A 3,160-nucleotide genomic window follows, 5' to 3' on the forward strand; every position below is an offset into this window, starting at 1 on the left:
TTCTTAGTCATGGTAAACTCCTCATCGAGTCGTTAGTTTACCAAGTTTAGGTGTACGGTTTCTTCAGCATAGCTCATAAGTCTAAAATAAATTTAGTACATTCCATATCATGGAGCAGTTTAGGTAGATTCTTCTCCATCTATCCTTGTTGTAGAAATTCAGCCTGTACCCAGACTATAAAAATCGTTTTTAATACAAATACAAGTGATATTTTCTGTCTGTATTCTATAGGGTATACCTTCTACAGCTAGGTCTTTAGCTGTAGAAGGTGAGCGCTTTTTTTAATTTGCCGTTAATGGCAAGGTAAGGCGAATGATCTAAAACAATAATAGGTATTTTAGACTAAGTTTTGTATCTCAATCTCCAACGCATCACATATCTCATAAGCCTTTTTCAGCGTAATATTCTTTTCTCCACGTTCTATATTACCCATATAGCTACGATCAATACCTGCCATCTCCGCCAATTTTTCTTGGGATATCCCTTTGCTTTTGCGTACTTCACGGACACGCTTTCCAAAGGCAATCATACGTTCGTCTGTCGTCATCTCACTAACCACTGCTAAAGATAGCAATACTCACAGTGGTAAGCTATAATATCCACGGGATATAGTCGGTATTGAGAGGTGGGCGTGAAAACTAAACTAGAGTATCAGCCAGATATAACAGAAACTAATAAGCTGATCTGTGAGAGGTACTGGCTACGTGAGAGCGACAAACGAAGTGGTTTTATATATACCTGTAAAGAGATAGGTCAAGAGTTTGATGTTAAGCATCAGGATATACCTAGTATCGTTAAAATAAATGCTCATCTTGTCGTACTGGACTGTCAATGCATAGACTGTGGTACAACTAAGATTTGCTATACTCGTTCACAGCTAACTCGATTAGATACTATTAGATGGCGGTGTGATGATTGCAGGGAGGCGCTTGAAAAAAGGATGGATCAAGAGTACTTAGAGTATCGTCTTAAACAAAAGCATTTAGAAGAAGAGAGAAGACAGACCGCTCTAGAGTACATCAATCAATGCAGAGGCATTCAATTAAGCAGTATTCCTTCAATCACTGAGCTTAACGATGTGGATAAGCTTCTACTTGCAGCGACTGTAGAGAGCCTAGGGGCAGATAATATAAGGAATACAGTCTCTCTACGTGACAATTTATCATTACCTTTATCACCGTTCTCTAAATCAGATGAAGAAATACTACAGCATCTTTTTAACCGAAATCTGCTCATACTCGCTCCTGAAAATAGCTACGAATACGTAACTATCAACGAAGAAAAAGAGCTAGAGATAGATTTCTATCAAGCGATCTTTGAGTTTGCTTATAGTATTGAGAATCTTACTAAAATCTTGATAAACGCTAAATCTCAGAAAAATACCAGTGCTCTAGTAGCGAATGATCAATTTAAGAACTGGTGTGAAAAGTTACAGCTAGGAGAGTGTTTAAGCTACCTGATTACTAGGTCAAGACTGAACTATCTAGCACCGCCTATTGGCGATAAGCTAATTAGCATTCTCAGATCATGTTTAGCTGAATGCTCTGTATCAACTATGCATTATGTAATTTGGAAGTCTGTTGAAAATGCTGCTGCATACGTGCAAAAACCAGGTATTACTCGAAGACATGCTTCAAATTCTGTTTCTGGTAATATAGAGAGAGTATTCAATAAAATATACAGTGGTAGTTGGAGTCACAATAAATCTTTTCGCGATGCTAGCCACCCTCAGTCTGCAATGGCCAAAATATTTTTTGATTATGTATTTGGAGTAGATGATGGTGGTTTTCACCATACTCTTGATGAGCTATTCAGCCCATATAGGTCCCAAAAAACTTTAGAGCAAGTAAGTTACGCAACTCTAGGAGATGCTAGAAGTACGAATTATTCAGTCACAATAGCTCTTGAGGTTAAACAATCATGATTTACCGATGTCTAAATCATTAATACAATTAAATCAGCCGAATAAGACATAGCAATGAGAGAAAGGTTGTCTAGATAGAAGACTATCTGACTTGCTGAACAATTTCATTACTACTGATAGGAGCTAGTATGGAAGATTCTAAATCTAAAACACCGATTGTTGACGATCGACCTATTCTTGTTAGTCGACAAGAGATAGAAAAGCGCCGCCGCATTAACTTTGATACTTTGGGCAGCTTTGCAGTCGATAATATTCCTGTTAACCCAGATACTCAGCATATCTTTCAAGACTTTGAGGAAGGTAAAATTGCAACTAGCAAGGAAGTAAAAGCGCTACTACACGCTCACTATACCAAGGTAGCGCTTGGAGATAATTAACGCTTATGACTACTGTTTTATTTTTAGACATAGTAATTCAGCAAAGCATAATTATTTAAGTTCATTACCTGACGTATTACGTATCTTTTAGTACACGATAAACTGTAGCCACTCCAACATCACAGGCCTTAGCTATTTCATCTTTTTTCATATTGTTTTGACTTGCTAATTCTTTAATGCGTTTGTGCTTCTGTATATTAGCTTTTTTGCCTGTAGGTTTATAACCACTATTAGCTAATCCTTGCTTAATGCGCTCTCTACGCTTGTCATTATCCAATTTAGCCATTGTTGCTAACAAGTCAATTAGCATATTGTTGATTACAGCCAATATCTCTCCACTCATACCAGTATTGATTGTATGCGTAGTAGGCAGGTCAGCTACAACTAACCTTAAGCCTTTATCTTTAATGCGTTGCTTTAGAATTGCAAAATCATCTTGAGACAATCTGCTTAATCTATCTACGCTCTCAACAAGCAAGATATCTCCTTGATTAGCATCATCAAGTAACTTAGTAAGTTCTGGTCTATCTAACTTAGTACCACTATAGTTTTCAATGTAATCAACATGACTGTCAGCATAATTTTTACTAACGCCAATCAAGTCAGACAAGGCTCTCTTAGCATCTTGGTCTTTTGTGCTAGCTCTCACATATATTCTGACTGTCATGGGTATCAACATATCTTTTAGACTTAAATATTATTGTTTAATGATAATACTATCGTTTAATAGTGAAAACAACTCTAATGATAGATTTATTATCATTTAATTATTTTACTGTTAAGGTATAGTCTAGTGATAGGTCGTTTAAAGTGGTTTCGTTATAACAGTCTATTTTAGATAGTCTGTAAATATATTTGA

At 36.4% G+C, this 3,160-nt stretch carries 4 protein-coding genes; 2 read left to right on the forward strand and 2 right to left on the reverse strand.

Features of this window, described 5'->3' with window-relative positions:
* Positions 1 to 337 precede the first annotated feature (337 nt).
* Entirely contained in the window at positions 338 to 547 is a 210-nt protein-coding gene (locus tag ACS8FD_RS12885) for a helix-turn-helix domain-containing protein (RefSeq protein WP_371532837.1), read from the reverse strand.
* A 393-nt stretch (positions 548 to 940) separates the two neighbouring features.
* Between ACS8FD_RS12885 and ACS8FD_RS12890 the strand changes: the two genes are divergently transcribed.
* Both ACS8FD_RS12890 and ACS8FD_RS12895 read left to right on the forward strand, forming a co-directional pair.
* The gene (locus ACS8FD_RS12890) at positions 941 to 1,924 is read left to right on the forward strand and encodes a hypothetical protein (RefSeq protein WP_439276195.1); all 984 of its coding nucleotides are present in this window, start codon (positions 941 to 943) and stop codon (positions 1,922 to 1,924) included.
* Between the two features lie 128 nt (positions 1,925 to 2,052).
* A complete protein-coding gene (locus tag ACS8FD_RS12895; RefSeq protein ID WP_371532839.1) occupies positions 2,053 to 2,301 on the forward strand; it encodes an antitoxin VbhA family protein in 249 nt (82 codons plus the stop codon).
* Positions 2,302 to 2,377: 76 nt separating this feature from the next.
* Here the strand turns inward: ACS8FD_RS12895 and ACS8FD_RS12900 are convergent, their stop codons facing one another.
* The gene (locus tag ACS8FD_RS12900; RefSeq protein WP_371532840.1) at positions 2,378 to 2,968 is read right to left on the reverse strand and encodes a recombinase family protein; all 591 of its coding nucleotides are present in this window, start codon (positions 2,966 to 2,968) and stop codon (positions 2,378 to 2,380) included.
* Positions 2,969 to 3,160: the final 192 nt, after the last annotated feature.

This window comes from Psychrobacter sp. 1U2, from assembly GCF_051847575.1.

Excerpts from the sequence above, each read along its gene's own strand:
- ACS8FD_RS12890 (WP_439276195.1), top strand. The coding sequence starts at position 941 with ATGGATCAAGAGTACTTAGAGTATCGTCTTAAACAAAAGCATTTAGAA.
- ACS8FD_RS12885 (WP_371532837.1), bottom strand. The coding sequence starts at position 547 with ATGACGACAGACGAACGTATGATTGCCTTTGGAAAGCGTGTCCGTGAA.
- ACS8FD_RS12895 (WP_371532839.1), top strand. The coding sequence starts at position 2,053 with ATGGAAGATTCTAAATCTAAAACACCGATTGTTGACGATCGACCTATT.
- ACS8FD_RS12900 (WP_371532840.1), bottom strand. The coding sequence starts at position 2,968 with ATGACAGTCAGAATATATGTGAGAGCTAGCACAAAAGACCAAGATGCT.